Consider the following 16,155-nt stretch of genomic DNA (forward strand, 5'->3'; position numbering starts at 1 on the left):
AGTACCGGAGTACTCCATTTGTCGTGGACTGCGCCGTCACGTACTCATTGGTCATGCTGGTGCACACGGTCCGGGCGCGGCTCAGCTCCGACGACTTCCCGCGCGGGGAACACCTGGCCGCCAAGATCGCGGAGGTCGCGGCCGACCCGGTGGCCGTCGAACCGGCGCCGGCGCAGATGTGGCCAACCGGATCATCGACAACGCCGCCGTCAGCGCTGCAGCCGTGCTCCGGCGGCCGGTCACCGTGGCCCGCCGGCAGGCGCTGGCGCATCGCACCCAACGGGGGGCGCGTGTCTTCGGTGTCGCCGGCGCCTATTCGGCGGAATGGGCGGCGTGGGCCAACGGCGTCGCGGTTCGCGAGCTCGACTTCCACGACACGTTTCTGGCGGCCGAGTATTCCCATCCCGGCGACAACATCCCCCCGCTCGTCGCCGTGGCGCAGCAGCTCGGCGTGGGTGGCGCCGACCTGATCCGCGCGGTGGCCACCGCGTACGAGGTGCAGATCGACCTGGCCCGCGGAATCTGCCTGCACGAGTACAAGATTGACCACGTCGCGCATCTGGGACCCGCGGTGGCCGCCGGCCTCGGCACCATGCTGGGCCTGGACACCGAGACCATCTACCAGGCGATCGGGCAGGCTCTGCACCTGACCACCAGTACTCGCCAATCGCGCAAGGGCACGATTTCCACTTGGAAGGCGTTCGCGCCGGCGCATGCGGGGAAGGTCGCCATCGAGGCGGTCGACCGGGCGATGCGCGGCGAGCGGTCGCCGGCCCCGATCTGGGAGGGCGAGGACGGGGTGATCGCCCGGCTGCTGGGCGGGTTCGAGCGCGAGTACCGGGTGCCGTTGCCGGCCCCCGGCGAACCCAAGCGCGCCATCCTCGACAGCTACACCAAGGAGCACTCGGCGGAATACCAGAGCCAGGCACCGATCGACCTGGCCCGGCGGATGCGTTCCCGGATCGGCGACCTGGACCAGGTCGCGGCGATCGTGCTGCGCACGAGCCACCACACCCACGTGGTGATCGGGACGGGATCCGGCGATCCCCAGAAGTTCGACCCCGACGCGTCGCGGGAGACGCTCGACCACTCGCTGCCCTATATCTTTGCCGTCGCGTTGCAGGACGGCACGTGGCACCACGAGCGCTCCTACGCCCCGGAACGGTCCCACCGGCGCGACACGGTCGAACTGTGGCGCAAGATCTCCACCGTCGAGGACCCGGAATGGACCCGCCGCTACCACTCGACCGACCCGGCCGAGCAGGCGTTCGGGGCCCGCGCGGAGGTGACGCTCAAGACCGGCGAGGTGATCTGCGACGAGCTGGCCGTGGCCGATGCCCACCCGTTGGGCTCCCGGCCGTTTCGGCGCCCGCAGTACGTGGGCAAGTTCACCGAGCTCGCCGACGGGATCGTCGATCCGGCCGAGCAGCGCAGGTTCCTGTCCGCCGCGGAATCGCTGGCCGACCTCGAGTCGGTGGATGCGCTGAATATCGTGATCGACCCAGCCGTGCTGGATGCAGCGCCGGACACTCCGCCGGGGATCTTCGGCTGAGTTGCATTGCGGCGTAACCGCCCGGCGTGTCGTCGCCGTGAGTGCACACGCAAAAGCCGTCAGCTCACACGCGCACCCGGCTAAGGCGTGGCGGGCCCACCGTACTGCCACACCAGAGAATGGACGCCAGTCATGGTGGGGTTGCACCACATCGTGCGGCCGTTGGCGTCGGTGGTGGTGGCGTGCAACACGGTGCAGGAATCACCCGGCGCGGGCGCGTCGGCCCGGGCCACACCGACGCCGGCGATCGGTGCGGAGGCAGCCATCAACGCCGCGACGAGGTATCGAAGTCTGCTCATGGTGGAGTTCTCCTAGCGACTTCACGGTATCCGCCGGTTAACTTGCGGGCAAAAGATTCTTTGCCCCTACCCAAGCCATACGCCTAGAACGCGTTCTAACCTGTCAAACCATGGGATTTCTCAAGCCCGAGCTGCCCCAGCTCGACATGGAGGAATGGAACAAAGGCACCCGCAGCGAGAAGATCCGTCCGATGGCCCGGCACTGGGCCGAGGTGGGCTTCGGCACGCCGGTCGCGCTGCACCTGTTCTACGTGCTCAAGATCCTGCTCTACATCCTCTTCGGATGGCTGTTCGCCTCGGCCACCAAGGGACTCGGCGGGTTCACCAACGTCGCGCACTGGTGGTCCGAGCCGATCGTCTTCGAGAAGGTCGTGCTCTACACGATGCTGTTCGAGGTGATCGGGCTGGGCTGCGGCTTCGGGCCGTTGAACAACCGGTTCTTCCCGCCCATGGGCTCGATCCTGTACTGGATGCGGTTCGGCACCATCCGGCTGCCACCGTGGCCGGATCGCGTCCCGCTGACCCGCGGCACCACCCGCAAGCCGGTGGACGTCTTCCTCTATGCGGCGCTGCTGGTGATGACGCTGTGGACGCTGTTCGTCGACGGGACCGGCCCGGTGCCGGAATTGGGCACCAGCGTCGGGCTGCTGCCGACCTGGCGCATCGTGGTGATCCTGCTGATCCTCGCGGCGGCGGGCCTGCGCGACAAGGTCATCTTCCTGGCCGCCCGCGGCGAGGTGTACGCGGCGATGACCGTGACCTTCCTCTTCGGCGGGGCCGACATGATCGTCGGGTCCAAGGTGGTGTTCCTGGTCATCTGGATGGGCGCGGCGACGTCGAAGCTCAACAAGCACTTCCCGTTCGTGATCTCCACAATGATGTCCAACAACCCGCTGGTGCGGCCCCGCTGGCTGAAGCGGCAGTTCTTCGAGAAGTTCCCCGAGGACCTCCGGCCAGGGCGGCTGTCCCGGTTCCTGGCCCACGTGAGCACGGCGATCGAGATGTTGGTGCCGCTGCCGCTGTTCTTCTGCCACGGCGGCTGGCCGACGACCGTGGCGGCGTTCGTCATGGTCTGCTTCCATCTGGGGATCCTGTTGTCCATACCGATGGGCGTGCCGCTGGAGTGGAACGTCTTCATGATCTTCGGTGTGCTGTCGTTGTTCGTCGCGCACGCCCGGCTGGGGTTGGCGGACCTGAAGCATCCCGTGGTGGTGGCGATCCTGTTCGTCGTCATCGCGGGAATCGTGGTGCTGGGCAACCTGTTCCCGCGCAAGATCTCGTTCCTGCCGGGCATGCGCTACTACGCCGGCAACTGGGACACCACGCTGTGGTGCATGAAACCGTCGGCCAACGACAAGATCGGCCGTGGCATCGTGGCGATCGCCAGCATGCCGCAGGCCCAGCTGGAGCGGTTCTACGGCAGCCCGGAAGCGGCCCAGATCCCCATCTACATGGGGTACGCGTTCCGCGGGTTCAACACGCACGGCCGGGCCCTGTTCACGCTGGCGCATCGCGCCATGGCGGGCCACAACGAGGACGACTACATCATCACCGACGGCGAGCGGATCTGCAGCACCGCCATCGGCTGGAACTTCGGTGACGGCCACATGCACAACGAGCAGCTCATCACCGCCATGCAGCAGCGCTGCCACTTCGCGCCCGGTGAGGTGCGGGTCGTGCTGCTCGACGCGCAGCCGATCCACAAGCAGACCCAGGCCTACCGGTTGGTGGACGCGGCCACCGGCGAGTTCGAGCGCGGCTTCGTGCGGGTCGCCGACATGGTGACCCGCCAGCCCTGGGCCGACGACGTGCCGGTCCAGGTGCTGTCGGATGAGGCGCCGAGCGTCACGCCAGAGTGACGCTCGGCCTCGAGCGCCACGCCAGCGTGACGTTCGCGCGTAGACCCGCGGCCTAGGCGCCCGCCCGGACCTCCCGCGCCGCGGCGACCATGTTCCGCAGCGACGCGGTCACCTCGTCGGGGTTGCGGGTCTTCAGCCCGCAGTCCGGGTTGACCCAAAGCCGTTGCGGCGGTACCGCTCTCAGCGCCGCCCGCAGCGACTCGGCCATCTCGCCCGCGCTCGGCACCCGCGGTGAGTGGATGTCGTACACGCCCGGGCCCACGCTGTTGGCGAAGCCGACCGAGTTCAGGTCGTCCAGCACCTCCATGTGCGAGCGGGCCGCCTCGAGCGACGTGACGTCGGCGTCCAGGTCGGCGATGGCGCCGATCACCTCGCCGAATTCCGAGTAGCACAGGTGGGTGTGGATCTGCGTCGAGTCGGCCACGCCGGAGGTCGCCAGCCGGAAAGCCGCCACCGCCCAACGCAAGTAGTCCTCCTGCTGGGCGCGGCGCAGCGGCAGCAGCTCGCGCAGCGCCGGCTCGTCGACCTGGATCACCGCGATGCCCGCGTCCTGCAGGTCCACCGTCTCGTCGCGGATGGCCAGCGCCACCTGGTTGGCGGTGTCGGCCAACGGCTGGTCGCCGCGCACGAACGACCAGGCCAAGATCGTGACCGGCCCGGTCAACATGCCCTTCACCGGCTTGTCGGTGAGTGACTGGGCGTAGCGGATCCAGTCGACGGTCATCGGGTGGGTCCGCGCGACGTCGCCGTACAGGATCGGCGGCCGCACGCAGCGGCTGCCGTAGGACTGTACCCAGCCGTTCTGCGTCGCGAAGAAGCCCTCCAGCTGCTCTGCGAAGTACTGCACCATGTCGTTGCGCTCCGGCTCGCCGTGCACTAGCACGTCCAGGCCCAGTTGTTCCTGCAGCGCGATGACGTCGGCGATCTCCTTGCGCATCTTGGCGACGTACTCGGCCTCGTCGATCTCGCCGACCCGAAAGGCCGCGCGCGCCTTGCGGATCGCCGACGTCTGCGGGTACGAGCCGATCGTCGTGGTCGGCAGCGGCGGCAGGTGCAGCCGCGCCTCCTGGCTGGCGCGGCGTTCGGCCGCGTCGCCGCGGTGCGTGCCCGAGGCGATGATCTCGTCGATCCGGGCGCGGACCCCGGCGTTGTGCAGCCGCGGATCGCTGCGACGGGAGGCGACGGCGGCGTTGGACGCCGCGATCTCGTCCGCCACGGCGTCGCGCCCGTCACACAGGGCGCGCGCGAGAGTGACCACCTCGCTTACCTTTTCGGCCCCGAACGCCAGCCAGCTGCGCAGGTTGTCGTCCAGCCCCGTTTCGGGCTCCAGCGAATACGGCACGTGCATGGTGGAGCACGACGTCGAAACCGCCACGCTGCCAGCCGAACCCAGCAGGGTCGTCAGCTTGGCCAGCGCCGACTCCAGGTCCGTGCGCCAGACGTTGCGTCCGTCGACGACGCCGGCCACCAGCAGTTTGCCGGACAGTTCCGGAATGCCCGCCATCGCGGTGCCGGCACCGGCCACCAGGTCGACGCCGATGGCTTCGACGGGCGTGCGGGCCAGCCCCGCCAGGGCCGCGCCGGGGTCGCCGAAGTAGGTGGCGACGTGGATCGCGGGCCGGTCGCTCACCGAGCCGAGCGCGGCGTAGACGGCCTCAGCCAACGCGGGCGCGTCGGGGGAGATGTCGGTCACCAGGGCCGGCTCGTCGAACTGCACCCACTGGGCGCCGTGCTCGGCGAGCAGCGAGAGCAGCTCGGAGTAGATCGGCAGCAGCTCCCGCAGCCGCTCGATCGGCGCGCCGCCGCCGTTGATGCCCTTGCTCAACAGCAGGAAGGTGATCGGACCGATGATCACCGGCCGCGCGGGGATGCCTTGCGCAAACGCCTCTTTCAGCTCCGAGAGCACCTTGTCGGGGTTCAGCGCGAACCGGGTCGCGGGCTCGATCTCGGGGACCAGGTAGTGGTAGTTGGTGTCGAACCACTTCGTCATCTCCAGCGGCGTGATGTCGTCGTTGCCGCGCGCGAGGGCGAAATAGCGGTCCAGTTCGTCGGGGACTTCGCCGGCCCGCACCGGCAGCGCGCCGAGCATGACGGCCGTGTCGAGCATCTGGTCGTAGTAGGAGAAGGTGTTCACCGGCACCGAGTCCAGGCCGGCGGACGCGAGCTGGGACCACATATCGCGGCGCAGGGAAGCGGCGACGGATTCCAAGTCCGATCGGCTGGTGCGTCCGGCCCAGTAACCCTCGGTCGCGCGTTTGAGTTCCCGTTTCGGGCCGATGCGCGGGGAGCCGGTAACCGTTGCGGTGAAGGGTTGCGAGGTCACGATTTCGTCCTATCGATCGACGGGTGGATCACCGCCGGCGGACGCAACAGCCGAGTCCGTCACGGCACACAAGCCGCAACGGCAACGACCAAACGCCCATTCCACGAGGCGATGAGCCGCCGGACGCGGCGCGCCCGGCACCGCTGGCAGGTCTTCGGACTCGCAGGCGCGCACCGGGCGGTGCTCCTAGTGGCCGTCGCTTCCCAGTCGTGAGACCAGTGCGTGTGACGGCGGTCGTTCCTGCTCACCGCTGCGGGACAGTCCCGGACTCCCACCGGGTTCCCTCTCGCGAGGCGCGTCTAACGTTGCCTCGCTCGATGCCGGCGCCGCGGTCGCGGCGACGGCAGACCAGCTGCGCAGCGGAGTCTACCGCGTCGACGGTTCAGGCCCTCGCCACCAGCGGCAGCTTCGGCAGCCACAAAGAGTTCTCGGTGTTCGGGAACCCGGCCACCGGCCAAAAACCGGGAGCCGGCCCAACATCCCCGGCCCGGTCGAGCCACTCCTCGACCAGCACCCGCAACACCTGTCGGACGATGTGCCCGCCACGGCAACGCATCGACCCCGCACCTAGACTCCAATGCCGGTGCGCCCTAACGCCGATCACCAGATCATCGGTGGACATGGCGTCGCTGCCGTCGCGCTGCACCGCGGCGATGCACAACATCACCACCACGCCGGGCGGCATGTCCACCCCGGCGACGGTCATCGGCTGGGTGACGAAACGTTGGCAGCCCTGCACCATCGGTTCCAACCGCAGGATCTCTTCGACGAACTCGCGGATCAGCTCGGGCTGACGTCGAAGCGTGTCGCGCAATTCGGGGCCGCGCGCCAACGTCAACAGGTGCCAGCCGGCGTGTTTGAACAGGTTGCGGCACGCCTCGGCAAAGACGTGGCCGGACTGCCCGGCCAGGTGTTCGGCGGGCAACAGCCGCAGGCGCGACACGACGTCGAACAGGGCGCCGGCCATCGGCGCGGTCACATCGGCCACCGCGTCACCGCCGCCGGCGGCGGCGAAACGATCGATCAGCTCGGCGGCGATCGGACGGAACACCGCCGCGATCTCGTGCGCTGATTTCGGCGCGAACAGCCGGTCGTGCACCTCGAGATCGCTTTCCGGAAGAGCCCGGGCGCGATCCAACCGCGGATCGTCCAGGTTCGCCAACACCTGCTCCCGCCCGACGACGAACACCCAGCCGCCCCCGGGGTCTCGCAAAACGGGGCCGGCCTCTCGCGCCAGGCGCCAACCCAAGCCGCGGTCCGTGCTCAGGGCGGCTGCCGCCTCGGGCGGAAAGACCGGGCAGTCGCCAAGCTTCACGTGCCCTGTCCTTCCATCCCTACGGAAGCCTCCGTGCGCAGCGGAGTTTACTGGTCAGCCAGTGCTTCGGCGATGGGGACGCCGTTCCCCTCGGCGCCGTTGTTGAATTCGATGGTGCGGCCGATGGTCGAGTCGTCGTGCAGCGACGCGGCCACCGCGAGGGCGACGTCGGCCCGGGAGACCTCGCCTTTCCCCTTGCCGATGACGATGCGTCCGGTCGGCGGTTCCAGGGTGAGGTGGCCCGGCCCCAGCACCGTCCAGTCCAGGTCGCTGGCGCGCAGGTGCGCGTCCGCGGCGGCCTTGGCCTCCGCGTACGGGAAAAACGAATTCTCGCTCGGCACACCGTGATCCGGGCCCGCGCCGAAGTAGGACACCATCACGAACCGCCTGACGCCGGCCCGCGCGGCGGCATCGATCACCCGGATCGCGGCGTCGCGATCGACGGCGTAGGTGCGGGCCGGGTTGCCGCCGCCCGCGCCGGCGGAGAACACGACGGCGTCGTGACCCGCCAGCAGGCGGGCCAGCGCGTCGGTGTCGAGTTGCTCGATGTCGGCAACCACCGGGGTGGCGCCGGTCGCGGCGACGTCGTCGGAATGGTCGGGGTTTCGGAAGACCGCGGTCACCTCGTCCCCACGCTCGGTCAGGATGGGGGCCAGCCGCAACGCGACTTTGCCGTGGCCGCCGAAGACGATGACTCGTGCCATGCCCTGACGGTACCCGCGCTAACGCGGGCTATCTGCGACGCAGTCCCTCGATCGCGAGCTCCATTGTTCGTTTCGCCTGTCGCCTGCCCGCTGCCCCTTCGCCGACCCGCCATAGCGAACTCATGAGCAGCAGGACATCCGCCGGGTCGAGATCGGGTCGCAAGGATCCGTCCCGCGCGCAGGCATCGAGCAACTGGCCGACCGCGGCGACGACGGGTGCGTATGTCTCATTGATCGCGTCCTGGGCCGCCGCGCTGTGCAGGGCGTCGCCCAGGCCGTGTTTGACGCGGACGTAGTCGGCGGCCTTGAAGAACCACATGCGATACGCGTCCAAGGGCGGATGGGCTCGCAATAGCCTGGGCACCGAATCCACCAGTCGCTGCACGTCGTGGCGGTATACGGCGAGGATCAAGGCTTCGCGGGTGGGGAAGTGGCGATACAGCGTCCCCGCCCCGACCCCCGCGCGCTTGGCGATCTCGTTGAGAGACGCCGTGCCCGACTGGGCGAAGGCGTCGTGCGCCACCTCGATGATGTGCTCTCGGTTGCGCAGGGCGTCGGAGCGAATCCGGGCGACACCGTCGTCTGCCACAGGCCGCCACCTCCTCGTTCTGGTCAAAACCCCTTTGCCGCAGCACGAGGATAAGGGGAGATGGCTAACTGGCCGTGGACAACTGGGGTATCCGCTCCGCCACCGCCTGCAGCAGGGTGTCGTCGGAGACGCCCTGGAAGTCGTAGCGCGGTCTGTAGGGGGCTTCCAGCCTGTGCGTTTCGGCTTCGCTGAGCTCGAGGTGAAGCGAGGCGATCGCCTCGTCGATCTGGCCGATGCTGCTGGCCCCGACGATGGGCGCGGTCACCACGGGTTTGGAGCGCAACCAGGCGAGCGCCACCTGGGCCCGGCTCACGCCGCGCCCCTGGGCGACGGCGCCGACCGCATCGACGATGGCCTTGTCGGAGTCGTCACCGACACCGGCGTACAGCATGTCGGCAAATCCGTCGTTCGATGCCCGCGCAGTGACTTTGGCGTCCGCCCACGATCGCGCGAGCCTTCCGCGCGCCAACGGGCTCCAGACGATGGTGCCCACGCCCTCGTCGAGGCATAGCGGGATCATCTCGCGTTCCTCCTCGCGGGCCAGCAGGTTGTAGTGATCCTGCATCGAGACAAACCTCGTCCAGTTGTTCGCGCGCTGCAGGTGAAGGGCCTTGGAAAACTCCCATGCCGGCATCGACGACGCCCCCAGGTAGCGGACCTTGCCGGCCTTCACCAGGTCGTGCAACGCCTCGAGGGTTTCCTCCAGCGGGGTCGTGTGATCGTTGCGGTGAATCTGGTAAAGGTCGACGTAGTCGGTGCCGAGCCTGCGCAACGAATGGTCGATCTCGGTCATGATCACCTTGCGGCTCAGTCCCTTTCCGTTGGGCCCAGTACGCATCGGATGCCTCAGTTTGGTGGCGATGACCACGTCGTCGCGGTTGGCGTAGTCGCGCAGCGCGCGTCCGAGAATCTCTTCGCTGCTGCCCTGCGAGTAGATGTTGGCGGTGTCGAAGAAATTGATCCCGGCCTCGACCGCATGCTTGATCAGGGGCCGCGATTCGTCTTCGGGCAGCGACCACACGGGATGTCCGCGCTCCGGATCCCCGTAGGTCATGGCTCCGATCGCCAGGGGGGACACGTCCAATCCCGAGTTGCCGAGCTTGATGTAGCGCAATGGTCTCTCCTTCGGGGCAACGTAGCGGAGAATTCTCCGGTACGATCGTGAAAGATATCGGAGAGTTCTCCGGTTAGCAAGAGCGGAGGAAGATCGAACCCGCTGGACGTTGATGACGTCTACTATGTGTGGCCCGACCAGGGCACCAGACGATTGGCACCTACCGAACGGGACTCGATGACCGTCATGGCGGACAACTGGTTTCGCACGCGATCGCCGGAGCAGGCTATCCACCTTTGCGAGTCGGCTTTTCACTCACACAAGCTCGCACTGCTCGGCCCGCCCGACGGCTTTGGCTTCAGCCAGCGCCTGATCCACGCCGGGCCGATCACGCTGGCCGATCTGAGCTACGACACCGATGTGTCACTTCGCTTTTCGGAGGGTCGCGACAGTTACTACGTGCACGTCCCGATCGAGGGCCGGCTGGAGTCGCGATACCTGGGGCAACGGTGGGTTTCGACTCCCGCGACGGCCACGATCTACGGGCCCGAGGCCGAGATGAGCGTGACTCGCTGGCCCGGGGCGAGCCGACACCTGGGGGTCAAGATCGACCAACTCGTTGTCGATACCGCACTCGAAACGCTGTTGGGCCACCCGGCAAGATCATCGGTTCCCTTCACCGTAACGCTGCCGCTGGCCGAGCATGCCGCGCGGAGCTGGGTGGCCCAGGCGCATTGGCTCAATCGGGAGCTCGCCCGTTCGGACAGCCCGATGCGGCATCCGGCGGTGCTGGATCCGTTGGTGGAGAGCCTGGTGTACGGCCTGCTTCTGGTGGCCGACCATCCCCATCGCGAGGTCCTTTCATCGTCGGTCCGGCCCATCGCCCCGGCAGCTGTCCGCGAGGCGATGGACATCATCGAGAGCACGCCGCAATCCGCGCTGACGACATCGCGATTGGCGCTCGACTGCCACGTCAGCGTTCGCGCATTGCAGGAGGGTTTTCGCCGGCACGTCGGGATGTCACCCATGGCATACCTGCGCGTGGTCCGGCTCCGTCGTGCGCGCGGTGAGCTGCGCTCCGCCGACCCCTCCCACACCGGCGTCGCCGTGATTGCGCATCGCTGGGGATTCGCGCACCTCGGCCGGTTCGCGGCCGCCTACAAGGCGATGTACGGAGAGTCGCCGCAGCAGACCCTGCGCGGGGCACGATAACGCTGTCCGGACAGCGCGGACGGATAGCCGAAAACCGCGCACCGAGGCTCCGCAGGTCGCTCGAGCGGCACGGCCGCCGTAACCATGGAGTATCCGTGGCCGGCCATTTGAGTCGCCAGCTCTACCTGGAAGCGAGAACCTAGATGACATCAACCTCGGTCGAGATCGGCCGTTCCACAGCAGAATTCGCCGAACGCGTTCGCCGCAACCAGCGGCGGCTTGGCGCGGAGTTGAAGCCGCAATACGACTTCGTCGTGTGCGGATCGGGATCGAGCGGTTCGGTCGTAGCCCGGCGCCTCGCCGAAAATCCCAACGTGAACGTGCTGGTGCTCGAGGCCGGCGGCGCCGACGAAGGCCCCGAGATCAGTGAGCCGGGAATGTGGCTGGCGAACCTCGGCAGCGAGCGCGACTGGAACTTCACCACCGAGCGCAATTGCCACCTCAACGGACGATCAATCCCGTACGCGATGGCCAAGGTCCTCGGCGGGGGCTCGAGCATCAACGTCATGGTGTGGGCGCGCGGTCACAAAAGCGACTGGGACTACTTCGCGGCCGAGGCCAAAGACCAACGGTGGAGCTACGATTCGGTACTCGCGATCTACCGGGCGATCGAGGACTGGCACGGGGATCCCGATCCCCGGCATCGCGGCATCGGTGGACCCGTTTACGTCGAACCCGCCGCCGAACCGAGCCCGATCGCGCGTGCCGGGCTCGAAGCAGGTAAATCGCTTGGCATTCCAGCCTTCGCAAGCCCAAACGGCAGCCTCATGGAGGCCGCGGGCGGCGGGTCAATAGTCGATCTGCGCATTCGTAACGGACGGCGCGAATCGGTCTTTCGCTCTTACCTTTTCCCGCTGATGGACCGACCCAATGTGACCGTCCTGACGGGCGCGTTGGTGACCCGCGTGACGTTCAACGGGTCGCGGGCCACCGGGGTGGAGTTCCTGCACGACGGTGAACTGCGGCGCGTCGGTGCGGGATCCGAGGTCGTGCTGTCCCTCGGCGCGATTCACACCCCGAAGGTGCTCATGCAATCGGGCGTCGGCGATCAGACTCACCTGAGATCACACGGCATTGGGATCGTGCAGCATTTGCCCGGCGTCGGCCGAAACCTTCAGGACCACCCTGGCTTTTCGTGCGTCTGGGAATATCGCGAACCCCTGCCCTGGCGCAACAGCGGCGGCGAGGTGACTTTTTTCGCCAAGAGCGATCCGAGTCTTCCGGCCCCGGATTTGCAGGCTTATCAGCTCGAGTTCCCGTTCTCCAGCGCGGAGAACGCGCGGGCGTTCGGTGTGCCCGAGGAGGGCTGGGCCATGTATGGCGCGGTGGTGCGACCGAAGAGCCGCGGGCACATCACTCTTACCGGGCCAAATCCCTGCGACCCCGTGAGAATCCATGACGGTCTGATGTCGCGCCCTGAGGACATCAAGGCCGCGATCGCGTGCATCGAACTGTGCCGTGAAATCGGCAATGCACCAGCCCTTCGTCCCTTCAGCAAGCGAGAGGTCATGCCGGGCAAGCTCGACAACGCCGACCTGGTGCGCTTCATCCGCAACGAGGTCACCACCTATCACCACCAGACGTGCACGGCGAAGATGGGCCACGACAAGATGTCGGTGGTCGACGGTTCGCTGAAAGTTTATGGGGTAGAAGGCCTTCGAATCGCGGACGGATCCATCATGCCGCGGGTTACCACGGGGAACACCATGGCTCCCTGCGTCATCATCGGCGAGCGCGCTGGGCAGATTCTGCGCCACCACCACGCCCTGTGAGCCGGGTAGGAGGAGATATGCGGGCGAAACCCTCGGTGGACCTGACCGGTAGCTTCACCACACGGATGCACGACGTGCTTGCCGAGGCCGCACGACGCGGCCCGCTGGCCACCGACGAGATCACGGGCGCAACCGTGGTGTTGCGCCACCACGACGTCGAAACACTGGCCCGCGACGAGCGGCTGAACGGAATCGGGCTGGCGCTGTTCGACGTCATGGGCATCACCGACGGTCCGTTGCGCGACTGGTACAGCAAGCTGATGTTCACCACCGAGGGTGGCTATCATCGCCGCCTTCGGTCGCTGGTTTCCCGCGCCTTCACCCCGCGCTCGGTCGAGGAGCTGAGGCCGACCGCAGCGGACATGGCCGCCGCCGCCATCGCTTCGGCAACGCGGGACGGGGGAGACCTGGTGGCTGCCTGCGCCGGACTGTCAACCCGGTTGATCTGCCGCCTCCTCGGCGTCTCGGACGGCGACGTCGGCGTCTTCTCGCGATGGGCGGACGCCCTGAGCCCGGTGTTCTACGTGATGACTCCCGACCAGATCGCAAAGGCGACCACGGCGATCGTCGAATTGCAGCAGTATGTTGAGGCGTTGGCGCAGCGTCGGACCGAAGACCCCGGCCCCGATCTCATCACCGGCCTGCTGACCGCCGAGGCCGACGGCGAGCGGCTCACCCGCGACGAGACCGTGGCGATGATCGCGAACCTCCTTGTCGCCGGCCATGACACGATGGGCAGCCAGATACCCTGCAGCCTGCTGGTGACGCTGCAGTACCGCGACCGCCTCGCCGGGGTAGCCGACGATGACGTGCGGCTTGCGAGCGCTGCCGCCGAGACCATTCGCCTCGAGCCCAGCATCCCGCTCATTCCGCGCACTGCCGTCGCGCCAATCGACCTGCATGACACGACCATTCCGGCGGGGGCGATGGTGCTGCTGTGCATCGCCTCGGCATGCCGGGACGCCTCGGCATGGCCGTCGCCGGACCGCTTCGATCCCGAGCGGTTCATGCGTGCGGATACGCCCCGGCTGATGAACTTCGGGGCCGGAGCGCACTACTGCCTGGGTACCTCGCTCGCCAAGGTCGCCGTGGAGGAGTGCGTGCGCGCCGCGCTCGCCGCACGGCCCGCCCTGCACTTGGGGCAGGACCCCGCCAACATTGCGTGGCGTCGCGTCCTGGGCCGCAGCCCGGAACGCCTGCTCATCGGTGTCGACGAGACCTAGAGCTTCACCCGGCCCATGATCAGGTCGATGATCGGCTTGCCGGGCGGGTAGGCACCGGTCAGCGACGCCATGGTGTGCCCGTAGTCCACCAGCAGCGTGATGCCGTTGACGCCGAACGCGGCGGCGCTGTTCAGGAACGCCATCACGTCGCCCATCTGTTCGGGGGTGTGCACCTTCGAGCCGGTCTCGTCGCGGTAGTCCTGCGCGAACGTCAGCCACAGGTCGGCGTTGGCCTGGGCAAGCGGGGTGTCGGTGGGACCCGGGCAGATCGCGTTGATGCGGATGCCCTTCTTCAAAAGGCGAATGCCCTGCGTTGCCACGTAGGCGTTGACGATCTTCTTGCTGGTGCCGTAGTGGATGATGCCCTCAGACTCGTGCGCCTTCACCCACTCGACGGCCGCATCGAAGTCGGGCGTCTCGAGGAATTCCAGCAGCAGGTCCAGGTCGTTTTCCCAGCCCATGCCGGCGACCGAGGAGATGAAGCAGATTGCTGAGCCGGACGGCAGCTGGTTCTTTTCCAGCAGGCGGTCGATGACGTAGCGGTGGCCGATGAAGTTGATCTTCATCAGGTCTACCGTTCCGTCGGCGATGCCGGCGGCCGAGAACAGTGCGTGGATCGGACCGTCCACCTGGGCGAGCGCGGCGTCGATCGACGCCGGGTCACGCAGGTCGACCTGCACGGACTGGGCGACGTCGTAGTTCACCGGCGCGTAGTCCAGCACGATGACCTCGGCGCCGAGTTCGGCCGCCGACTTGGCCGCCGCGGCGCCCATGCCGGTCGCGCCGCCAACAACGAGTGCGCGCTTGCCGTCGTAGCGCAACCGATCGACGATAGTCATGGAAATCCTCTTCTCGCTCACTGCCAACCCGGTTCTAACTGCCCAACTGTATGGGTAACAGTTATTGGGTTTCAATACCTACTTGCCGCGGACCGCGACTCCGCGCAGGACGGTGTCGCGGGCATGCACCAGCGCGGCGCGTTTGCCGACGGCGCGCAGGATGTTCTCCGGTATCCACTGCAGGCCGATGACGCATCGCGCCAGCATCGCGGTGGACGGCGCGTCGATCTGGATTTGCCCCGCCCGGATGCCCTCGGACAGCAGCGATTTCATCTGGCGAAGCCGGGTGGCGTACAGCCAGCCCGGGTTGGGCGTGTTCGGTGGCGATTGGCGCATCCACGCGAGCTGAATCCTGAACTCGTCGGAGAACCGATCGAGCGCGTTGACGTTGACCCAGCTGAGCGCGTCCAGCTTCTCGACCGCGGTGGCGTCCGCCTGCAGGACGCTCACCCAACCGGCCTCCACCTTCCTGCCGAAGGACTCCATGATCGAGGCGAGGAGTTCGTCCTTGGACCCGATCACCCGGTAGACGGTCCCGGTGCCCAGCCCGGCCGCGGACGCGATGTCCCGGATGGTGGTGACCTCATATCCCTTGCGGCCGAACTCCGTTCGCGCCACCGCGAGGACGTGGGCCGCCTTGTCGTCGGGATCCGCGTCGCCGTCGTCGGCCCAGGTGTCGATGACGGCGTTTGCGGCCGCGAAGGCCTTGGACCGATTCAACGCCGCGTCGCTGGGCGGCCGGGCCGCCAATCCCGCCAAGATGATTCGGCACAGCAGCCCGGCGACCTGGTCGGGCGGGGAGTTGTGGCGCATGACGGCCAGCCCGACCTGCAGCATGGTCTGGCAGATGCGGTCGGCCAACGTGGGCAGGTCGATGTCGGGCTTGATGTAGCCGCTCCACCTGCCGGCGCGCAGCGTCTGCAGCATCGCCTGCTGGACAGCGGTGGGTGCCTGCTGCGTCAGCTTCATCAGCTCGGGGTCGTCGCCGGGGCCCTCGTAGAACGACATCTGCAACGCGGCGCCGTGTCGGACGGCGCAGTTCGCGATCGCCGATCCCAGCTCGACGATCTGCTCCGAGGCCGGTCGCGAGTCGGGCTCGTCCAGCCGGGCCTGGGCCTCCTGCCCGATCCGGGTCAGGTCCTCCTGATAGCGGCGGGTCAGCTCGACCAGGATCGCCTCTTTGGACTCGAAATGGTGATACAGGCTGCCGGGCAGGATGCCGGCCGCGTCCGCGATCTCCTGCAGCGACGTCCGCAAGCCCGACGACGCGATCAACGACGCCGCGGTCTGCAGGATTTCGGTTCGACGGGTGCCGGAGTCGTCAGCGTTGTTTGCCGGGTCGGTCGACGGATTCGCGACCTTACGCATTCGTCCTCCCGGCCGAACCAAATCTTTGTTAGAGGCTATCAGACCG

General features: G+C 67.5%; 12 protein-coding genes, 1 pseudogene and 1 riboswitch. Of the genes and pseudogenes, 5 read left to right on the forward strand and 8 right to left on the reverse strand.

Annotated elements, in window-relative coordinates:
• Positions 1-53: 53 nt before the first annotated feature.
• Positions 54-1,552 (forward strand): annotated as a pseudogene (gene prpD, locus N415_RS24085) (2-methylcitrate dehydratase PrpD).
• Between the two features lie 80 nt (positions 1,553-1,632).
• Here prpD and N415_RS30995 read toward each other — a convergent pair.
• The gene (locus N415_RS30995; RefSeq protein ID WP_081665473.1) at positions 1,633-1,851 is read right to left on the reverse strand and encodes a hypothetical protein; all 219 of its coding nucleotides are present in this window, start codon (positions 1,849-1,851) and stop codon (positions 1,633-1,635) included.
• Positions 1,852-1,961: 110 nt separating this feature from the next.
• Between N415_RS30995 and N415_RS24095 the strand changes: the two genes are divergently transcribed.
• Positions 1,962-3,710, forward strand: coding sequence for a DUF3556 domain-containing protein (locus N415_RS24095; RefSeq protein WP_068187419.1), 1,749 nt, complete (start codon positions 1,962-1,964; stop codon positions 3,708-3,710).
• Positions 3,711-3,762: 52 nt separating this feature from the next.
• Here N415_RS24095 and metE read toward each other — a convergent pair whose 3' ends face one another.
• The 5 genes from metE to N415_RS24120 form a co-directional block, all read right to left on the reverse strand.
• Positions 3,763-6,033 (reverse strand): 5-methyltetrahydropteroyltriglutamate--homocysteine S-methyltransferase, encoded by a 2,271-nt coding sequence (gene metE / locus N415_RS24100; RefSeq protein ID WP_068187420.1) that lies wholly within the window; start codon positions 6,031-6,033, stop codon positions 3,763-3,765.
• Between the two features lie 127 nt (positions 6,034-6,160).
• A riboswitch (cobalamin riboswitch) is annotated at positions 6,161-6,352 on the reverse strand.
• A gap of 63 nt (positions 6,353-6,415) precedes the next feature.
• Entirely contained in the window at positions 6,416-7,348 is a 933-nt protein-coding gene (locus N415_RS24105; protein ID WP_068187421.1) for a cytochrome P450, read from the reverse strand.
• Positions 7,349-7,395: 47 nt separating this feature from the next.
• Positions 7,396-8,052 (reverse strand): SDR family oxidoreductase, encoded by a 657-nt coding sequence (locus N415_RS24110; RefSeq protein WP_068187422.1) that lies wholly within the window; start codon positions 8,050-8,052, stop codon positions 7,396-7,398.
• 28 nt (positions 8,053-8,080) lie between these two features.
• On the reverse strand, positions 8,081-8,641 hold the full coding sequence (locus N415_RS24115; RefSeq protein WP_068187423.1) for a TetR/AcrR family transcriptional regulator: 561 nt from the start codon (positions 8,639-8,641) through the stop codon (positions 8,081-8,083).
• Positions 8,642-8,705: 64 nt separating this feature from the next.
• On the reverse strand, positions 8,706-9,755 hold the full coding sequence (locus N415_RS24120) for an aldo/keto reductase (protein ID WP_068187424.1): 1,050 nt from the start codon (positions 9,753-9,755) through the stop codon (positions 8,706-8,708).
• Between the two features lie 177 nt (positions 9,756-9,932).
• On the opposite strand from N415_RS24120, the gene N415_RS24125 reads away from it, so the two are divergent.
• The 3 genes from N415_RS24125 to N415_RS24135 all read left to right on the forward strand — a co-directional run bounded on the left by N415_RS24125 (position 9,933) and on the right by N415_RS24135 (position 13,902).
• Positions 9,933-10,907, forward strand: a complete 975-nt coding sequence (locus N415_RS24125) for an AraC family transcriptional regulator (protein WP_068187425.1) — start codon at positions 9,933-9,935, stop codon at positions 10,905-10,907.
• Positions 10,908-11,050: 143 nt separating this feature from the next.
• Positions 11,051-12,679 carry a GMC family oxidoreductase N-terminal domain-containing protein gene (locus N415_RS24130; protein ID WP_081665475.1) on the forward strand — a complete coding sequence of 543 codons (1,629 nt, stop codon included), beginning with the start codon at positions 11,051-11,053 and terminating at the stop codon, positions 12,677-12,679.
• A gap of 17 nt (positions 12,680-12,696) precedes the next feature.
• Positions 12,697-13,902, forward strand: a complete 1,206-nt coding sequence (locus tag N415_RS24135) for a cytochrome P450 (RefSeq protein ID WP_068187426.1) — start codon at positions 12,697-12,699, stop codon at positions 13,900-13,902.
• Here N415_RS24135 and N415_RS24140 read toward each other — a convergent pair.
• Positions 13,899-14,741, reverse strand: coding sequence for an SDR family oxidoreductase (locus tag N415_RS24140; protein WP_068187427.1), 843 nt, complete (start codon positions 14,739-14,741; stop codon positions 13,899-13,901). The genes N415_RS24135 and N415_RS24140 overlap by 4 nt on opposite strands.
• A gap of 78 nt (positions 14,742-14,819) precedes the next feature.
• Complete coding sequence (locus N415_RS24145; RefSeq protein WP_068187428.1) at positions 14,820-16,109, reverse strand: TetR/AcrR family transcriptional regulator; 1,290 nt, start codon at positions 16,107-16,109, stop codon at positions 14,820-14,822.
• Positions 16,110-16,155: the final 46 nt, after the last annotated feature.

It is taken from the genome of Mycobacterium sp. UM_CSW, assembly GCF_000455205.1.
Taxonomy (GTDB): domain Bacteria; phylum Actinomycetota; class Actinomycetes; order Mycobacteriales; family Mycobacteriaceae; genus Mycobacterium.